The organism is Dongia sp. (assembly GCF_041918875.1).
In the GTDB taxonomy this organism is placed as follows: domain Bacteria; phylum Pseudomonadota; class Alphaproteobacteria; order Dongiales; family Dongiaceae; genus Dongia.
In genome coordinates this window covers 19225-35917 of record NZ_JAYRUV010000018.1, presented here as the reverse complement: position 1 = coordinate 35917, position 16693 = coordinate 19225, and the positions used below count along the sequence as shown (strand labels likewise).

General features: G+C 63.8%; 17 protein-coding genes. 11 read left to right on the top strand and 6 right to left on the bottom strand.

The genetic code is table 11. From position 1 onward, the window contains the following. Positions 1 to 110 precede the first annotated feature (110 nt). From grxC to ACE3TY_RS17685, 3 genes are read left to right on the top strand one after another with little or no spacing between them, the layout of a single operon-like run. On the top strand, positions 111 to 374 hold the full coding sequence (grxC, locus tag ACE3TY_RS17695) for a glutaredoxin 3 (protein WP_374655405.1): 264 nt from the start codon (positions 111 to 113) through the stop codon (positions 372 to 374). Positions 375 to 423: 49 nt separating this feature from the next. Further along, positions 424 to 1278 (top strand): carbon-nitrogen hydrolase family protein, encoded by an 855-nt coding sequence (locus ACE3TY_RS17690; RefSeq protein WP_374655403.1) that lies wholly within the window; start codon positions 424 to 426, stop codon positions 1276 to 1278. A 23-nt stretch (positions 1279 to 1301) separates the two neighbouring features. Next, on the top strand, positions 1302 to 1937 hold the full coding sequence (locus ACE3TY_RS17685) for a peroxiredoxin (protein ID WP_374655401.1): 636 nt from the start codon (positions 1302 to 1304) through the stop codon (positions 1935 to 1937). A gap of 166 nt (positions 1938 to 2103) precedes the next feature. Here ACE3TY_RS17685 and ACE3TY_RS17680 read toward each other — a convergent pair whose 3' ends face one another. From ACE3TY_RS17680 to ubiA, 3 genes are read right to left on the bottom strand one after another with little or no spacing between them, the layout of a single operon-like run. Continuing rightward, positions 2104 to 2835: an MOSC domain-containing protein gene (locus ACE3TY_RS17680; RefSeq protein ID WP_374655399.1), complete on the bottom strand. Its 732-nt coding sequence runs from the start codon at positions 2833 to 2835 to the stop codon at positions 2104 to 2106. After that, on the bottom strand, positions 2832 to 3491 hold the full coding sequence (locus ACE3TY_RS17675; RefSeq protein ID WP_374655397.1) for a methyltransferase: 660 nt from the start codon (positions 3489 to 3491) through the stop codon (positions 2832 to 2834). The genes ACE3TY_RS17680 and ACE3TY_RS17675 overlap by 4 nt, the downstream gene beginning before the upstream one ends. Further along, positions 3488 to 4399 (bottom strand): 4-hydroxybenzoate octaprenyltransferase, encoded by a 912-nt coding sequence (gene ubiA, locus ACE3TY_RS17670; protein WP_374655395.1) that lies wholly within the window; start codon positions 4397 to 4399, stop codon positions 3488 to 3490. Before ubiA ends, ACE3TY_RS17675 begins: the two co-directional genes overlap by 4 nt. Before the next feature lie 76 nt (positions 4400 to 4475). Between ubiA and ACE3TY_RS17665 the strand changes: the two genes are divergently transcribed. The 3 genes from ACE3TY_RS17665 to ACE3TY_RS17655 all read left to right on the top strand — a co-directional run bounded on the left by ACE3TY_RS17665 (position 4476) and on the right by ACE3TY_RS17655 (position 7371). Continuing rightward, positions 4476 to 5258, top strand: coding sequence for a 16S rRNA (uracil(1498)-N(3))-methyltransferase (locus ACE3TY_RS17665; RefSeq protein WP_374655393.1), 783 nt, complete (start codon positions 4476 to 4478; stop codon positions 5256 to 5258). Between the two features lie 12 nt (positions 5259 to 5270). Further along, the gene (locus ACE3TY_RS17660) at positions 5271 to 6635 is read left to right on the top strand and encodes a glutamate--cysteine ligase (RefSeq protein ID WP_374655391.1); all 1365 of its coding nucleotides are present in this window, start codon (positions 5271 to 5273) and stop codon (positions 6633 to 6635) included. A gap of 289 nt (positions 6636 to 6924) precedes the next feature. Next, a complete protein-coding gene (locus ACE3TY_RS17655; protein WP_374655389.1) occupies positions 6925 to 7371 on the top strand; it encodes a DnaJ family molecular chaperone in 447 nt (148 codons plus the stop codon). A 134-nt stretch (positions 7372 to 7505) separates the two neighbouring features. Here the strand turns inward: ACE3TY_RS17655 and ACE3TY_RS17650 are convergent, their stop codons facing one another. Both ACE3TY_RS17650 and ACE3TY_RS17645 read right to left on the bottom strand, forming a co-directional pair. Further along, on the bottom strand, positions 7506 to 8702 hold the full coding sequence (locus ACE3TY_RS17650) for a VWA domain-containing protein (protein ID WP_374655387.1): 1197 nt from the start codon (positions 8700 to 8702) through the stop codon (positions 7506 to 7508). Between the two features lie 3 nt (positions 8703 to 8705). Continuing rightward, positions 8706 to 9575, bottom strand: coding sequence for an AAA family ATPase (locus ACE3TY_RS17645; protein WP_374655385.1), 870 nt, complete (start codon positions 9573 to 9575; stop codon positions 8706 to 8708). A gap of 202 nt (positions 9576 to 9777) precedes the next feature. Between ACE3TY_RS17645 and ACE3TY_RS17640 the strand changes: the two genes are divergently transcribed. From ACE3TY_RS17640 to nhaA, 5 genes are all read left to right on the top strand, one after another. Then, on the top strand, positions 9778 to 12417 hold the full coding sequence (locus ACE3TY_RS17640) for a response regulator (RefSeq protein ID WP_374655383.1): 2640 nt from the start codon (positions 9778 to 9780) through the stop codon (positions 12415 to 12417). Then, complete coding sequence (locus ACE3TY_RS17635; RefSeq protein WP_374655381.1) at positions 12414 to 12794, top strand: response regulator; 381 nt, start codon at positions 12414 to 12416, stop codon at positions 12792 to 12794. Before ACE3TY_RS17640 ends, ACE3TY_RS17635 begins: the two co-directional genes overlap by 4 nt. A 31-nt stretch (positions 12795 to 12825) precedes the next feature. Next, positions 12826 to 13185 (top strand): heat shock protein HspQ, encoded by a 360-nt coding sequence (gene hspQ / locus ACE3TY_RS17630; RefSeq protein ID WP_374655379.1) that lies wholly within the window; start codon positions 12826 to 12828, stop codon positions 13183 to 13185. A gap of 281 nt (positions 13186 to 13466) precedes the next feature. Continuing rightward, a complete protein-coding gene (nhaD, locus tag ACE3TY_RS17625; RefSeq protein WP_374655377.1) occupies positions 13467 to 14765 on the top strand; it encodes a sodium:proton antiporter NhaD in 1299 nt (432 codons plus the stop codon). 4 nt (positions 14766 to 14769) lie between these two features. Next, the gene (nhaA, locus tag ACE3TY_RS17620) at positions 14770 to 15945 is read left to right on the top strand and encodes a Na+/H+ antiporter NhaA (RefSeq protein WP_374655375.1); all 1176 of its coding nucleotides are present in this window, start codon (positions 14770 to 14772) and stop codon (positions 15943 to 15945) included. Here the strand turns inward: nhaA and ACE3TY_RS17615 are convergent. Next, complete coding sequence (locus tag ACE3TY_RS17615; RefSeq protein ID WP_374655373.1) at positions 15923 to 16693, bottom strand: serine protease; 771 nt, start codon at positions 16691 to 16693, stop codon at positions 15923 to 15925. The two genes, nhaA and ACE3TY_RS17615, sit on opposite strands and share 23 nt — an antisense overlap.

The following is a 16693-nucleotide window of genomic DNA, read 5'->3' as shown; positions in this document are numbered from 1 at the left end:
AAGCTGGCGCGGCGTCCTGCCGGCCCCTCTTGTCAAGTGCCGGTCAAAGCCTGACATTATGGCTATGTAGGGTCCGGCGGGGCCTGATTTACCTTTGGATCGGTGTGTAAATGCCCAAGGTTGAAATCTACACCACCATGCTGTGCGGCTACTGCTACCGCGCCAAGAAGCTGCTGCAGGAACGCGGCGCCGAATTCACCGAGATCGACGTCATGACCGACGTCAAGCTGCGCGACCAGATGCGCCAGCGCGCCGGCGGCCGTACCTCGGTGCCGCAGATTTTCATCGACGGACGGCATATCGGCGGCTGCGACGACCTCTATGCGCTCGACCAGGCCGGCAAGCTGAAGCCGCTGCTGCAGGCCGCCCCGTAATTCTCTCCACCGGCCGGTTAAGGCCGCTTGACCTGAAGGGAACAATCTCATGACGGATGCCGTCTTTACCGCCGCCTGCGTGCAGATGAACTCGCAACGCGACGTGGCGCCCAACATCGCGGCGGCCAGCGACCTCATCCGCGCCGCCCATGCGCAGGGCGCCCGGCTCATCGTGACGCCCGAGAATACGACGATCATCGAGCCGGACAAGAAGGCGGCACTGGCCAAGACGCCGGCCGAGGAGGAGCATCCAGGCATTCCGGCCTTCTCCGACCTTGCCAGGAATCTCGGCGCCTGGCTGGTGATCGGCTCGATGCCGGTCAAGGCGGAACCCACCCGCATCGCCAACCGCCAGTTCGTCTTCAATCCGCAAGGTGAGATCGTCGCGCGTTACGACAAGATCCATATGTTCGATGTCGATCTGCCGACCGGCGAAAGCCACCGCGAATCCGCCCAGGTGCGTCCGGGCGTCGAAGCGGTCGTCGCCGACACGCCATGGGGTGGGCTCGGCCTTACCATCTGCTACGATGTGCGCTTTGCCTATCTGCACCGCGCGCTGGCGCAAGGCGGCGCCCGGTTCCTGACCGGCCCAGCCGCCTTTACCGTGCCCACGGGCGAGGCGCATTGGCATGTGCTCCTGCGCGCCCGCGCCATCGAGACCGGCTGCTTCATGTTCGCGGCGGCGCAAACCGGCATCCATGCCGACGGTCGCGGCACCTATGGCCATTCGCTGATCATCGACCCCTGGGGCAAGGTGCTGGCCGATGCCGGAACAGATGTTGGCGTGGTGACGGCTGAAATCGACACCGCCCTTGTCACCAAGGCGCGCCATGCCGTCCCTGCATTGACCCACGACCGCAGCTTCACCAAGCCGCGGGCGCGCCTCAGCGCCGCCGGCGAATAACGAATCTCACAGAGGAGGAAAGCATGACACTTCGACTTGGCGACACGGCTCCGGACTTCGAGCAGGATTCGACCGACGGCAGAATCAGGTTCCATGACTGGATCGGCAATTCCTGGGCCGTCCTCTTCTCGCACCCGAAGGATTTCACCCCGGTCTGCACCACCGAGCTTGGCGAAGTCGCGCGCCTGAAGCCCGAATTCGACAAGCGCAACACCAAGGTGATCGGCCTTTCGGTCGACGGCCTCAAGGAACATCAGGGCTGGGTCGGCGACATCAAGGAAACGCAGGGCCATGCGCTCAACTTCCCGCTGCTCGCCGATTCCGACCGCAAGGTCTCGGAACTCTATGACATGATCCACCCGAACATGGATCAGACCGCCACCGTGCGTTCGGTCTTCATCATCGGCCCGGACAAGAAGGTGAAGCTGCAGATCACCTATCCGATGAGCACGGGCCGCAATTTCGACGAAATCATTCGGGTCCTCGATTCCCTGCAGCTCACCGCCAACTTCAAGGTGGCGACGCCGGTCAACTGGCGCGACGGCCAGGATTGCATCATCCCGCCCAGCATCCCCGATGCCGAGGCCGACAAGCTCTTCCCCAAGGGCTACAAGAAGATCAAGCCGTATCTGCGCGTGACACCGCAGCCGAACAAGTAAGTTCGGCGCTGAGAACGAAAAGCCCCGCATGATGATGCGGGGCTTTTTCCCCTCACCCCGACCCGCTCCCCGCTGTCGCGGGGCGAGGGAGTTTCTAGCGAGCCTTGTTTTCAAGCCCCTCGCCCCACCGGGGAGAGGGGTTGGGGTGAGGGGCCTTTATCTCCGCCTACTCCATCACCTTCACCCCATCCCCGACCTTCGCCGCGCCCGCTGTCACCACAGAACCATAAACCCCGGCGATGGTCTTGTTGACGGCGGCGCTGTGCAGGATCCCGGGATCGTCGGGCAACGCGCCTTGCGCGCGCGTGGTGAGGGCGCAGCGTTTGCAGACATCGTTGACGTCGAAGGTGGCGCCGCCGATCTTGACCTGGCTCCCCAGCCAATCCTGTTCAAGAAAGCCCACTTCATCGCCGGCATCGAGCAGGATATTTGGCCGGAAGCGGTCCGGCGCGAAATTGCCGCTCGGATGCTCCTCAGCCAGGCGCTTCAACGTCGCGCTCGTCAGCAGATGACAATGGCTCTGTTCGTAGAGCTTCGGCACGCGGGATCCATCATTGCGCACGAAGGCGGCCTCCATGCCCAGCCGCTCGCTGATGATGCGGTCGATCGCCGGATCGTCGCTGCGGATCGTCGTGCCGTCGGCAAAGTCCAGCTCGACCGGCGGCATCTCGGCACCGAAGCGTGGCTCCGACAGAAAGCGCGCATTCCAGTTAATGAGCGCCCGGTACTGTTTCCTGGCGCGGCTGGCATGGGCGACGACACCCAGTTCCAGATCGGCGATGGCATAGGCGCGGTCGCCGGCGATCCCGCCCGGCCCGAATGTAGCCGCCTTCAATTCCTCGCCGCGCACGCTCTGCACGGGATAGCGATAGAGACCCATCACCTTCGCCACGGTCACGATAACGCTCCACTCTTGAGGCGCCAGACCAAAGTGAGGCGCATATCCTTGTCTTCCAGCTCGGTCGAGGTGGGCACTTGATAGCGCGCCATTTCAATGAGGCCTTTCCTCGGCAGATAGGCGCGGCCGGGATCGCCCATCAGCACGGTGACGCCGCTTTCCGCCAATTGCTCGAACCAGGCAAGGACCCGCTCCGCCATCGGCTGCTCGTAGCACACATCCCCGGCCAATACGATATCGAGGTCCAGATCCATCCGGCCGACAAGGTCTTCGGCGACGATATCGACCTTGGCCTTGTTGAGCTTCGCGTTGAGCGCGATCGCCGCCACGGCGAAATCGTCGATCTCGGCCGCAATCACCCGCGCCGCACCCGCGCGCGCCGCGGCAATGCCGGAAATACCGCTGCCCGCCGCGAAGTCGAGCACGCGCCGGCCCTTCACCCATTGCCGCTGGTCGATGAGAAAGCGCGTGAGCGCCTGCCCGCCCGGCCAGCAGAAGGCCCAATAAGGCGGTGGGACACCGGCATTGTCGAGTTCGGCCTGCGTTGCGCGCCAGATCGGGCTGATTTCGGTGGCGAGATGCAGCTTCAGTTCCGGCACCAGGCTGGGGCGTGCGACCCTCGTCTCTCGGCGGATGAAGGCCGCGGGGCCGCTCACCAGGCGGCCCGGTCCAGCACGATGCCGAAAAGCAAGATCCAGCCGATGAAGCGGTTGGCGCGGAACTTGGCATCGCAATCGGCGGGATCGTCGATATCGACGTCGTAGAGCTGCCACAGCAGATGCGTCAGCACGCCGGCAAGGCCCAGATAGGCGATGAACCCGCTCCCCGCCGACCACAAGGCGGCGCCAAGGCACAGCACCGCCGCGGCGGCGAAGGCCAGCAGCCAGGGCTTGGTCGCCGCCCCCAGGCGCCGGGCCGAGGATTTGACGCCGATCAACGCATCGTCCGTCTTGTCCTGATGGGCATAGATCGTGTCGTAGAACAGCGTCCAGAACAGCCCGCCGACATAAAGCCATATCGGTGCAGCGGAGAGGTTACCCCAGATCGCCGCCCAGCCCAGCAGCGCGCCCCAATTGAAGGTGAGGCCCAGGAAGGCCTGCGGCCACCAGGTGATGCGCTTCATGAACGGATAGGCGGCGACCAGGATCAGCGAGGCGGCCCCCAGCAGAATCGCAAAGAGCGGCAATTGCAGCAGGATGATGAGCCCGACGGCCAGCTGCAGCGCCAGAAAAACCAGCGCCTGCCTGAGGCTGAGCGCGCCGGAGGCCAAGGGCCGCGTCGCCGTCCGCGCCACCCTGGCATCGATATCCCGGTCGACGATATCGTTGAGCGTGCACCCCGCCCCGCGCATGACGAGGGCACCCAGCGCGAAGAGGGCCAGCAGTTTCAGATCGGGCCCGATCCCTCGCGGCATGGCCAGGCTGAGCGACCACCAGCAGGGAAAGAGCAGCAGCCAGGTGCCTATCGGCCGGCTGAGCCGCGCCAGGCGGCAATAGGGGCGCAGTCCCGCCGGAACGTAGCGGTCGATCCAATCCCCAACGCGAATGTCGCCGGCCTCGCTCATCGGTTTATCATGTCATCTTTTAAGGCTACGCTTCTCGCCCGCGACCATAGTGGCACAGTTGGAATAGCTCAAGAACATGATCCCACGCCTCTACGTGACCGTCGATCTGAAACCCGGCACCGTTTTCGCCGCCGGCGAGCGGGCGACACATTATCTGAAGAACGTCATGCGACGCGCGGCGGGCGATCCGGTGATTCTGTTCAACGGCCGGGACGGAGAGTTCGCGGCCACCGTCGCCAATGTCACCAAGCGTGCGGTCGAGATCGAAATCGGCACCCTGCGCCGGCCGCAAGCCGGCGTCCCGGATATTTGGCTCTGCTTTGCGCCCTTGAAGAAGGACGCGGTCGATTTCCTGGTCGAGAAGGCGACCGAACTCGGCGTGGCATGCTTCCAGCCCGTCTTCACCCAGCATACCAGCGCCACGCGCCTCAACCGCGATCGGCTTGAGGCCAATGCCATCGAGGCGGCCGAGCAGACCGAGCGCCTGACACTCCCTGAGATTCGCGAGCCTCTTTCGCTCGCCGATCTGCTGCAAGGTTGGGACCCCAGCCGCCATCTCATCCTCTGCGCCGAGGCCGGTCCTGCCCTTCCCATCGGCGAAGCGTTATCGAAGCTAAAGTTGGATGTGAGGCAAACTAACGCATGGGCCATGCTTTGTGGGCCAGAAGGGGGTTTTTCGCGTTCCGAGCTTGACCTGCTTTCAAATCTGCCATTTGTTACGCCGGTCGGGCTGGGGCCGAGAATCCTGCGCGCCGACACCGCGGCGCTGGCAGCGCTCGCGGTCTTTCAAAGCATCCTGGGCGACGGCGCCCAAAGGCCACCGGCACCGCTTCCGCCGATCGGCCAATCGCCGGATTAGAGGGGGATCAACGTGTCAGCACCGCCAAAATCGCGCGGCGAACCGGTGACGGCCAAGAGCCAGCTCATCGACTGGATCGCCGAAGGCAACAAACCCAAATCGGATTGGCGCATCGGCACCGAGCACGAGAAGTTCGTCTACGATCTCAAGACGCTGCGCCCCGTCAGCTACGAGGCACCCAACGGCATCGGCGCGCTCCTCAAGGGCCTCATCCGCTATGGCTGGGAGCCGATCGAGGAGAACGGCAAGATCATCGCCATGTCGCAGAATGGCGAGAGCATCACGCTTGAACCCGGCGGCCAGTTCGAACTATCCGGCGCGCCCTTGCGCACGATTCACGAAACCTGTCGCGAGGTCGGCCAGCATCTGAAGCAGGTCAAGACCATCTCCGAGGAACTGGGGATCGGCGTTCTCGGCATGGGCTTCAACCCGAAATGGTCGCGCGACGACACGCCCTGGATGCCCAAGGGCCGCTACAGGATCATGGGCGAATACATGCCCAAGCGCGGGAAGCTCGGTCTCGACATGATGCTCAGGACCTGCACCGTGCAGGTCAATCTCGATTTCTCGTCGGAAGCGGACATGGTGAAGAAGTTCCGCACCTCACTGGCGCTGCAGCCGATCGCCACCGCCCTCTTCGCCGATTCGCCCTTCACCGAGGGCAAGCCCAACGGCTTCCTCTCCTACCGCAGTCATATCTGGACCGACACCGACCCCGACCGCTGCGGCATCCTGCCCTTCGTCTTCGAGGACGGCATGGGCTTCGAGCGCTATGTCGATTACATGCTCGATGTGCCGATGTATTTCGTCTATCGCGACGGCAAGTATATCGACGCCTCGGGCCAATCCTTCCGCGCCTTCCTCGAGGGAAAGCTGCCGGCGCTGCCGGGTGAGATTCCGACCACGGGCGATTGGGCCGACCACATGACGACCGCCTTCCCGGAAGTGCGGCTGAAGCGCTTCCTGGAAATGCGCGGCGCCGATGGCGGGCCGTGGGAACGGCTCTGCGCCCTGCCGGCACTCTGGGTAGGCCTTCTTTATGACGGCCAGGCGCTCGATGCCGCCTGGGATCTGGTGAAGGATTGGACCATCGCCGAGCATGAAGCCCTGCGCCGCGACGTCCCGCGCCTGGCGCTGGGGACACCGTTCCGCGGCCGCAAGGTGCGCGACATCGCAATCGAGGTTCTCGGCATTGCAAGGGCCGGGCTGCAGCGCCGTGGTGCCGCGGATCTGGGCGGCATGGACGAATCCGGCTTCCTCAACCCGCTGCAGATCATCGCCGACAGCGGCAAGACGCCGGCCGAACTGAAGCTCGACCTCTATCACGGCAAATGGGCCGGCTCGGTCGACCCGGTGTTCAAGGAGTTTGCGTATTGAGGGGAAGCTCCCCTCTCCCCGCAAGCGGGGCGAGGGGTTGGGGTGAGGGGGCCGGTGTCAGCCCACAGGAGCCGACCATGTTCGATCCCGTGCATTTTGCGATCTTCATCGGCGCGGCCTGTTGGCGCTGCCGCGCTGGATGAAGCGCATCGAGCGCGCTTCGGGGGCCCTGCCGTGCGGCCCGGGTGTCGCGCTGCTCTTCGCGCGAAGGCCGGCGTGATCGCCACCATTTTTTAACCATTTCGCCGCACTCTGGCCGTTGCCCTAGCAATGGTTGCAGAGTCGCTGGATGTTCGACAATTCAAATGCCAAGAAGACCCGCCACAAGATTCTGATGCAGGTCGAGCTGGACGATGGCAGCGAACGGCTGATGGCTCTGTTCGTGGCGCCGGGCACGCGCGTCAGCGACACGCTCAACGACAACCGCCAGTTCCTGCCCTTCGAAGCCGCCGACGGCACGGTCGAGATCATCCGCAAGGACGCGATCCGCCGCGTGGTCCCGCAGGAAAGTTCGACCCGCCCGGCACGCGGGCCTTATGAGATTCTGGGTATTTCCGACACGGCGACGGATGCGGAAGTGAAGACCGCCTATCATAAGGCGATCACGCCCGTGCACCCCGACAATATCGCCGCCAAGGATCTGCCGCCCGACTTCGTGGCCCTGGCCAACCGCATGGCGGCCCAGGCCAACGAAGCCTATGCCAAGATCAAGAAGATGCGTGGGCGCGAGGATTAGCGAAACGCCCCTTGCTCTGTCATCCCCGCGAAAGCGGGGATCCATCCATCTTGTGTACGAGTCTATGGATGGCCCGCTTTCGCGGGCCATGACAAAAATGGCGTGAGGTTGACATCAATTGGATGGGCGGACCTCTAATGCGGTCGCCTGAGTTCCTTCAACGCCCCATCCAAGCCATCCAGCGTCAGCGGGAACATGCGCTCGCCCATCGTCTGTTTCAGCAGCTTCACCGAGGCGGTGAAGTCCCAGTAATGCGTGTCCCTGGGATTGATCCAGGCCGCCTTGGGATAGTGCTTCAGAAGCCGGTCCAGCCAAAGGGCGCCTGCTTCCTCGTTCCAATGTTCGACCGAGCCGCCGGCATGGGTGATCTCATAGGGGCTCATCGTTGCATCGCCGACGATGATCAGGCACCAGTCCGGCCCGTAGGTGTTCATGACCTGGGTTGTCGGCGTGAAATCGTCGTGGCGCCGGCGGCCTGATCCGTTTCTTGGGCGCCACAGTTTCTCATAGGGGCAATTGTGGAAGTAGAAGGTCTCCAGATGCTTGAACTCGGATTTGGCGGCCGAGAATAGCTGCGCCGATTCCTCGATATGATCGTCCATCGACCCGCCGATATCGAGCAGCAGCAGCACCTTCACCTTGTTGCGCCGCTCGGGCCGCAGATGCAGATCGAGCACGCCGCCATTGGCCGCCGTCGCGCGGACCGTGCCGTTGAGGTCGAGTTCATTGGCCTCGCCCTCGCGCCCCCAGCGCCGCAACCGCCGCAGTGCGAGCTTGATGCCGCGCGTGCCAAGCTCGACCTCGCCATCGAGATCCTTGAATTCGCGCTTGTCCCAGACCTTGACCGCGCGGCGATGGCGCGATTCCGCCTGCCCGATCCGCACGCCCTCCGGATTGTAGCCATGGGCGCCGAAGGGCGAAGTGCCGGCCGTGCCGATCCATTTCGAGCCGCCTTCATGGCGTTCCTGCTGTTCGGCCAGGCGCTGGCGCAGCGTCTCCATCAATTTCTCGAATCCACCCAGCGCCTTGACCGCCGCCATCTCCTCCGGACTGAGATATTTCTCGGCCAGTTTCTTCAGCCATTCGTCGGGAATCTCGGCCAACAGATCGCCGCCGATGCCGGTGAGCCCCTGGAAATAGAGCGCAAAGACGCGGTCGAACCGATCCACCAGCCGCTCGTCCTTCACCAGGGTGGCGCGGGCGAGATAATAGAAATCCTCGACGTCGAGTACCGCCACCTGGGCCTGCATCGCCTTGAGCAAGGTGAGATATTCGGTGAGGCTCACCGCCACCCCTTCATTGCGCAAGCTCGTGATGAAGCCCGCGAACATCGGCTACTGACCGCGCCGGGCGAGGAAGGCCACGCGCTCGAACAGATGCACATCCTGCTCGTTCTTGAGCAGTGCACCGTAAAGCGGCGGCACCACCATCTTCGGATCGTTGGATTTCAGGATCTCCGGCGCGATGTCGTCGACCATGAGGAGCTTCAGCCAGTCGAGCAGCTCCGAGGTGGCCGGCTTCTTCTTCAGCCCCGGCACCTCGCGGATGTCGAAAAAGAGGTTCAAGGCCTCCCGCACCAGATCGTGCTTGATCGCGGGATAGTGCGCCGCGACGATCCGCTCCATCGTCGCGCGGTCGGGGAAACGGATGAAATGGAAGAAGCAGCGGCGCAGGAAGGCGTCCGGCAATTCCTTCTCATTGTTCGAGGTGATGATGACCAGCGGGCGGAACTTCGCCTTCACCGTTTCCTTCGTCTCGTAGACGAAGAACTCCATGCGGTCGAGTTCCTGCAGCAGATCGTTGGGAAATTCGATGTCCGCCTTGTCGATCTCGTCGATGAGCAGCACCACTTGGCGGTCGGCCGTGAAGGCTTCCCACAATTTGCCGCGCACGATGTAATTGGCGATGTCGTGGACCCTGACTTCGCCCAGCTGCCCGTCGCGCAGGCGCGCCACCGCGTCATATTCATAGAGGCCCTGCGCCGCCTTGGTGGTCGACTTCACATGCCATTCGATGAGCGGCATCTTGAGAGCCTGCGCCACCTCGCGCGCCAGCACGGTCTTGCCGGTGCCGGGTTCGCCCTTCACCAGCAGCGGTCTTTCCAACGTCATCGCCGCATTCACGGCGATCTCCAGATCCCGGGTCGTGATATAGGCATCCGTGCCGGTGAATCTGACGGGGGCGAACTTGACGGGCTTGCTCATGAAAGTGGCGTCCTCAATGGCCGATTTGGATCGCAGCAGAATGAAGCATGGGCTTTTAGTCCGGCAAGATCCTTGTTTTTCGGAGACCTCGGTGAAAATGAACCCGCGCAAGCAACGGTTATGTCCGACTGACTGTCAATTGTTGTTGGATTCGCCGCCTTCACACTTATAATTCGCAGCATAGCCGTGGAGAGCAATGGCAATGCGCTGGGTATCCAAGCTGCGGCACCGCCTGCTGGTCCTCATCCTGCTCGTGCTGGCGCCGGCGGCGGCGGTCATCGCCTACGACGTGGTCGAAAGCCGCGCCCGGCAGGTCGGCGAGGCGCAGCAGCAGGGCCGGCAACTTGCCCAGTCGGTCGTCAGTTCGCTCGATCGCGTGTTCTCCCATGTCGAAGGAACGCTCGATCTGCTCGCGCGCATTCCGCAGGTCAAGCATCTGGTCGCACCCGATTGTTCGGAACTGATGGCCGAATTCGTGCGCACGCAGCCGCGCTATGCCACCATCATCGCCGTCGATAAAAGCGGCACGACCCTGTGCGCCAGCAATCCGAAGGCCATCGGCGTGACGGCCGCGGACCGCCCCTGGTTCACCCAGGCCGTGGACAGCCGCAGCTTCACCGTCGGCGACTATGCGATCGGCCGGGTATCCAGGCGTCCCATTCTCGGTTTCGCGCAACCCATCATGGCCTATGGCGACGATGTCACGGGCGTTGCCTATGCGTCGATCGATCTTGCCTGGTTCGGCGAGCATGACGCGGCGCAGGGGTTTCCGCTCAACGCCAGCTTCACCTTGATCGAACGGTCCGGCCTGGTCATGGCGCGCTATCCGGAAAACGGCGAATGGACCGCGAAGTCCGCCGCCCAAACGCCCTTGTTCGCGGAACTGCAGAAGGTTTCGACCGAGACGGACCTGGTCGTCCAGGACCTCAACGGCAGCGACAGCTTTTTCCACCTCGTCAAGCTGCAGCGCGATCCCGATACGACACCGATCTTTCTGGCCGTCGGACTGCAGCTCGACCGGAGCATGGCGGAGATCAACGAAAGCATGGCCGTCAAGGTCGCCTTGTTGATCGGCATCGCCATCGCCATCACCTTGCTTTCCTACCTGACCAGCACGCGGATGATATCGCGCCCCGTCCAGGACATGGTGGCGTTGAGTTCGCGCATCGCCGGCGGCGACCTCTCGGTGCGCAGCGGCATCGCCCACGACGGCAGCGAGCTCGGCACGCTGGCGCAGAGCCTGGACAGCATGGCCCGGGCGCTGGAGCAGAATCAGCAGCAGTTGCTGGAACAGCAGCGCTTCATGCGGGCGGTGCTCGACAATACGTCCGAGATGATCCTCTGCTTCGACAATAGCGGAACTCTCGCCTTCATGAACGCGACGGCCCGCGCCAAGGGCCTGCCGGACGGCCCCGTCTCGTTCAAGGAGATTGTCGCCTCCTACGATGCCATCCTCGACGGCAATATGAAGCCGATGGCCTACGAAGACGTGCCCCTGGTACGCGTCATGAACGGCCAGTCCGTCAACAATGTCGAGGTGATGGCGCGCCGGAGCAGGGGCGAACCGGTGGCGACCATGCTCGTAAACGGTCAGCCGATCCTTGACGAACAGGGTCACCGCCTTGGCGTCGTGATCGCCGCGCGCGACGTGACCGCCTTGCGGGCTACCGAGGCCACCTTGCGCCAGGCGCAGAAGATGGAAGCGGTGGGCCAGCTTACCGGCGGCGTCGCGCACGATTTCAACAATCTGCTGGGCGTCGTCATCGGCAATATCGATACGCTGATACCGCGCCTCACGAAGCCCGATGATATCGAACTGGCGAACGAAGCGCTCGACGGCGCCCTGCGCGGCGCCGCCTTGACCCGCCAGATGCTGGCTTTCGCGCGCCGGCAGGCACTCAAACCGGAGATGGTGGATCTTGGGCAGCATCTGCCGCAGCTTGCGGCGATGCTGCGGCGGACCCTGGGCGAGCAGATCGCCGTCACGACGCATTGCCCCGACGGCATCTGGCCCTGTCGGGTCGATGCCAGCCAGCTCGACAGCGTCCTGCTCAATTGCGCCATCAATGCGCGCGACGCCATGCCGAATGGCGGCACCTTGACCATCGAGGCCAGCAACGTGCAGCTCGACGCCCAATATGCCGCCGGCAATGCCGAAGTCGCGGCCGGCGACTATGTCCGCATCGCGGTCACCGATAACGGCCAGGGCATTGCGCCGGAGATATTGGGGCGCGTGATGGAGCCTTTCTTCACCACGAAGGCGCCCGGCCAGGGGACCGGCCTCGGCCTCAGCATGGCATTCGGCTTCGCCAAGCAATCGGGCGGGCATCTCAAGATCTACAGCGAGGTTTCGCACGGCACGACCGTCAACCTCTATTTGCCGCGGGCGCAGTCGGCGGATCGGCCGGCCGCGACCGAGACGGCCGGCGAAACGGTGGCGGCCACGGGGCGCGAATGCATCCTCCTGGTCGACGACAACGAAGCCGTGCGCAAGACGGCGGCCCGCCAGCTTCACGATCTCGGCTACCGGGTGGTCGAGGCGGCGAACGGTCCGGCGGCCCTCGGCATTCTGGCCGACGGGGCCAATGTCGACCTGCTGTTTTCGGATGTGGTGATGCCGGGCGGCCTCAGCGGCTTCGACCTGGCCGCCAAGGTGAGGGAACGCTACCCCGCCTTGAAGGTTCTCCTGGTGACGGGGTTTGCCGAAGCCGCGGCCAGGAACAACGCCACCGTGGATCGCAGCGTCGAATTGATGAGCAAGCCATATCGCCGCCAGGAACTCGCCAGCCGCATCAGGGCGATCCTCGACAATCCCCATAAGCCAGACCGGGGCCAGCCGTGAGCGAGAAGCGAAAGATCCTTGTCATCGATGACGATCCGGCAATCCTGCGGATGATCGATCGCATGCTCGCCGACGCCGGCTACGAATGCCTGGCCTTCAGCGACGCCAAGGAAGGGTTGGCCTGCCTCGGCCGCGTGGCCGTCCATCTCATCGTCACCGACATACTGATGCCGGGCATGGAGGGCATCGAGCTGATCCTGAACACGCATGCGCTGCTGCCGGAACTGCCCATCATCGCCATCTCGGGCGGCGGGCGCACCGACAGGATGGATGTGCTGCACATGGCGCACCGGCTGGGCGCCGTCATGATCCTGCCCAAGCCCTTCACCCGGGCCGAGCTGCTGGGTGCGATCGATACGGTCCTTGCCGGGGCTTGACGCCCGACCAAATCGCGCCAAATTGAGAGGCATGAAGGAACGCCCCCGGAAGAACGGCAACGCTGGCGGCAACACCGCCCGCTTCAATATCGGCGACATCGTCAGGCATCGCGTCTACCCGTTCCGCGGGGTGGTGTTCGACATCGATCCCGTCTTTGCCAACACCGATGAATGGCTGCAGGCCATTCCGGCCGAAATGCGGCCGCATCGCGATCAGCCCTTCTACCATCTGCTGGCCGAGAATGCCGAGACGACCTATGTCGCCTACGTGTCGGAGCAGAACCTGCTGCCGGACGAGACCGGCAAGCCGTGCCGCCATCCCTTGCTGCGCGACATGTTCGAGGCGTTCGCCAGCGGCACCTACCGGCGAAAGGCGCTCCCGATGAACTGACGGCGATGACGGATGCTTGACATTGGAACCTAAATAGAACATAAAGGGTCCATAAACGATACTCACGGGAGTTCGCCATGGCCTTCAGTCTCCGCAGCGCCTTCGAAGCCGTCGCCTTTTCCGCCCTGATGATGCTCATCCTTGCGTTACCGAGCTTCGCGTAACTGCTGTTTTCCTTAAGATATCAAACCGTTAACCCGCCCAAACCTATTCCGGGCGACAGAATCATCCAGCCTTCGTTATGTTAGGCGCCTTTCGCGCCAGCAGAGGGAGCAACCCGGGTGATCGATCTGACCACGCATTGGACCGGCCTCGCCGTTCTTGGCATTTTCGTTGCCGCCTACGTCCTCGTCGTCTGCGAAGAAGCCATCGAGATGCGCAAATCGAAGCCCGTCCTGGTGGCGGCCGGGTTGATCTGGGCCCTGGTGGCGGTCGGCTATGACATCGTCGGCCAGACCGAGGCGGCCCATGCCCAGATCGAGCAGATCATCCTCGAATATGGCGAGCTGTTCCTCTTCCTGATGGTCGCCATCACCTATGTGAACACGCTGGAGGAACGCCGGGTTTTTGACGTCCTGCGTGCCCGCCTCGTGGGGTTGGGCCTCTCTTATCGCAGCCTGTTCTGGCTGACCGGCGCCCTCGCCTTTCCGCTCTCCGCCGTTCTCGACAATCTTACCACCGCGCTGGTCATGGGTACGGTTGTCGTCGCCCTGGGTGCCGGTTCGCGCGTCTTCATTGCCATGGGCTGCGTCAATATCGTCGTGGCGGCCAATGCCGGCGGCGCCTTCTCGCCCTTCGGCGACATCACGACCCTGATGGTCTGGCAGGCCGGCAAACTGCATTTCACCGAATTCTTCGACCTTTTTCTTCCTTCGCTCGTCAACTGGCTGGTGCCTGCCGTGCTGATGCATTTCGCCCTGCCCAAGACCAAGCCGGCGCCGAAGCAGGAACGGGCATTTCTGAAGCCGGGCGCGAAGGGCGTCATGCTGCTGTTTGCCGCTACGATCGCCACCGCCGTTTCCTTCAAGAACTTCCTGCACCTGCCGCCGGCGATCGGCATGATGCTGGGCCTCGGCTACCTGCAGCTCTGGGCCTATTACCTGACCGTCGCCAGCAAGAAGCGCGACGATTCCGACATGCTGCTCGATTCCTTCAAGGAGATTCAGCGCATCGAATTCGACACCCTGCTGTTCTTCTTCGGCATCATCTTCGCGGTGGGCGGCCTTGGCGCCATGGGCTATCTCGCCCTTTCGTCGCAGCTTCTCTATACCGACATGGGACCGACCACGGCCAATATCGTGATCGGCGCACTGTCGGCGATCGTCGACAACATCCCGCTGATGTTCGCCGTCCTCAAGATGGACCCGACCATGAGCGACGGGCAATGGCTCCTCATTACCCTCACCTGCGGCGTCGGCGGGTCGATCCTCTCGATCGGCTCGGCGGCCGGCGTCGCCCTCATGGGCCAGGCGAAGGAAAGCTATACCTTTTTCAGCCATCTGAAATGGAGCTGGGCCATCGGTGCCGGATATGCCGCCAGCATCGGCGTCCACCGCCTGCTCAACGCCGCCTTGTTCTAGGCCGATGCTCGCCCCCCTCACACCGCTCCGCCAGTTCCTGCAGCTTGAATCGAGTGGCGGCATCCTGCTGCTGCTGGCGGCCGTGCTGGCGCTGATTTGCAGCAATTCCGCCCTCGCGCCCTTCTACCAGGGTTTCCTGGACCTGCCCTTCGGCGTGACCCTGGGCCCGCTCGGCCTGCTGAAGCCCTTGATCCTGTGGGTCAATGACGGGCTGATGGCGGTGTTCTTCTTTCTGGTCGGTCTCGAGATCAAGCGCGAAGTGCTGGGCGGGGAATTGTCGAGCCCGGCCCAGGCGGGCCTGCCCGGCATCGCCGCCCTGGGCGGCATGGCGGCGCCAGCCCTGGTCTATTTTCTCGTCAATCGCGCCAGCCCCGAATATCTGGGTGGCTGGGCCATTCCGGCGGCGACCGACATCGCCTTCGCCCTCGCCGTGCTCACATTGCTCGGCGGCCGGGTTCCACCCAGCCTCAAGGTTTTCCTGCTGGCACTGGCCATCATCGACGATCTGGGCGCCATCGTCATCATCGCCATATTTTACACGGTCGATCTGTCGCTGCTCTCGCTCTCGCTGGCGACCGTTGGCCTGGCGGGCCTCCTCATCCTCAACCGCCTCCGCGTCATGCGCATCACCCCCTATGTGCTGATCGGAATCTTCATCTGGGTCTGCGTGCTGAAGTCGGGCGTGCATGCGACGCTGGCCGGCGTCGCGGTCGCCTTCTTCATTCCCTATCGCGGTGCCGGCGATCCGGAACATTCGCCGCTCAGCCGCGCCGAGCATGGCCTTCATCCATGGGTCAGCTTCGGCGTGATGCCGATCTTCGCCTTCGCCAATGCCGGTGTGAGTCTGGCCGGCCTGTCGCTCGATTCCCTCCTCCATCCCTTGACGCTCGGCATCGCGCTTGGCCTCTTTCTGGGCAAGCAGGCGGGCGTGCTGGCCGCCGTTTCGGCCGGCGTCCTGCTGCGACTGTGCCGCCGGCCCGGCGGCGCCAGCTGGCCGCAGCTTTACGGCGTCGCCTTGCTGACGGGAATCGGCTTCACCATGTCGCTCTTCATCGGCGGGCTCGCCTTTCCAGATCCGGCATTGGCGGCGGAAGTGCGCCTGGGCGTGCTCGGCGGCTCGATCGCCTCGGCAGTCTGCGGCTATCTGGTGCTGCGCTTCAGCGCGGCAGGGCCGGACTGATCGACCAGGCCGGCACGGCGGCGCCGCGTTCTGACTTGTCCTTGAGCTGCAGGACGCCGCTCAAGACGCCGACGATTTCCACCTTGTCGCCATCGATCAGCAGCAAAGGCCCGCCGGACGCGCCGAACGTCGTGTCGCAGCGATGGATGATCAGCGGCCGCCCTTCCAGCACGCCTTCCAGCGGACAGCCGGCATCGCGCATCAGTATCTCCGACCAGTCGCCATTATAGCCGGCGGCACTCACCTCTTCCGATTTCTGCCGCGCGACGATATCGCCCTTGGAGGTCGTGAGCGGCACCGGCCGCAGCGGCAGCTTCCGGTCCAGTTCGACGATCGCCCAGTCGCGCGCCATCTCCCCCACGCTGGTGGCCTTCTTCGGATTGTATCCGGGATCGCGGGTGAACGTCTTGCCCCGCGCGTGCGCGGCAAAGGAACCGCGATCGTAGCCCGCCACGAAATGCACCTCGAAGGGCACGGTCCAGCGCCCGTCGCTGCTGTTATAGAGGCAATGCGCGGCGGTCAGCACCAGATCGGGCGCAATCAGCGTGCCCGTGCAATGCCCGCCCACCTCGCGGTTGATGCGGCCGATGGCGATCCAGGGCCACGCCGTGGAATCGACGCGAATGCGGTTGTCGCTGCCTTCGATGCCGATCTTGGGCAGGGGCGGCAGCTTCTTGCTGTCTGCAATGACCGGCGCCGCCGGCAGCAGCAGGGCAAGGCCGATCGAAAGGAACAGGAATTTACGCAC

Excerpts from the sequence above, each read along its gene's own strand:
- grxC (WP_374655405.1), top strand. The coding sequence starts at position 111 with ATGCCCAAGGTTGAAATCTACACCACCATGCTGTGCGGCTACTGCTAC.
- ACE3TY_RS17690 (WP_374655403.1), top strand. The coding sequence starts at position 424 with ATGACGGATGCCGTCTTTACCGCCGCCTGCGTGCAGATGAACTCGCAA.
- ACE3TY_RS17685 (WP_374655401.1), top strand. The coding sequence starts at position 1,302 with ATGACACTTCGACTTGGCGACACGGCTCCGGACTTCGAGCAGGATTCG.
- ubiA (WP_374655395.1), bottom strand. The coding sequence starts at position 4,399 with ATGAGCGAGGCCGGCGACATTCGCGTTGGGGATTGGATCGACCGCTAC.
- ACE3TY_RS17665 (WP_374655393.1), top strand. The coding sequence starts at position 4,476 with ATGATCCCACGCCTCTACGTGACCGTCGATCTGAAACCCGGCACCGTT.
- ACE3TY_RS17655 (WP_374655389.1), top strand. The coding sequence starts at position 6,925 with ATGTTCGACAATTCAAATGCCAAGAAGACCCGCCACAAGATTCTGATG.
- ACE3TY_RS17650 (WP_374655387.1), bottom strand. The coding sequence starts at position 8,702 with ATGTTCGCGGGCTTCATCACGAGCTTGCGCAATGAAGGGGTGGCGGTG.
- ACE3TY_RS17645 (WP_374655385.1), bottom strand. The coding sequence starts at position 9,575 with ATGAGCAAGCCCGTCAAGTTCGCCCCCGTCAGATTCACCGGCACGGAT.
- ACE3TY_RS17640 (WP_374655383.1), top strand. The coding sequence starts at position 9,778 with ATGCGCTGGGTATCCAAGCTGCGGCACCGCCTGCTGGTCCTCATCCTG.
- hspQ (WP_374655379.1), top strand. The coding sequence starts at position 12,826 with ATGAAGGAACGCCCCCGGAAGAACGGCAACGCTGGCGGCAACACCGCC.
- nhaA (WP_374655375.1), top strand. The coding sequence starts at position 14,770 with ATGCTCGCCCCCCTCACACCGCTCCGCCAGTTCCTGCAGCTTGAATCG.